Genomic DNA, 515 nt, shown 5'->3' on the forward strand with positions numbered 1-515 from the left:
TTCAAGCCAGTTTTTCTCGTAGAGAAAAACAAGAAAACCACCAGCTATGCTGGTGGCTGACAAGGCTTCTAGCTTCCATTTATTTTTCCAAGTATAATCTAATTGTTCAGGTTAGATAAAGGAGGAAAAATAAATGGCTAAAACCAGTTACAGTTTATCACATACTAAATGGATGTGCAAATATCATATAGTTTTTACACCTAAGTATCGCCGTAAGGCGATATATTACAAAGTCAGGTCGGATTTGATAGATATTATTAAACATCTATGCGGTTGTCGTGGCGTGGAGATTATCGAAGGTCATATGATGCCAGACCATGTACACCTGCTTGTATTGATACCTCCCAAACTTTCGATTTCCGATTTTATGGGGTATCTCAAGAGCAAAAGTGCATTGATGATATTTGATAAGCACGCTAATTTAAAATATAAGTATGGAAATCGAAAGTTCTGGGCTAGGGGATACTATGTAAGTACCGTTGGACTAAACGAAAAGACCGTAGCTAAATATATTC

1 protein-coding gene is annotated in these 515 nt (G+C 36.7%); it reads left to right on the forward strand.

The annotated features are described in order from the left end of the window. Positions 1–133 precede the first annotated feature (133 nt). Positions 134–515: IS200/IS605 family transposase (gene tnpA / locus HT678_RS11005; protein ID WP_166728346.1), on the forward strand; the 382-nt coding region annotated here is incomplete at its 3' end.

The sequence above is a fragment of the Streptococcus sp. 3167 genome (genome assembly GCF_013277175.1).
Classification (GTDB): Bacteria; Bacillota; Bacilli; order Lactobacillales; family Streptococcaceae; genus Streptococcus; species Streptococcus pseudopneumoniae.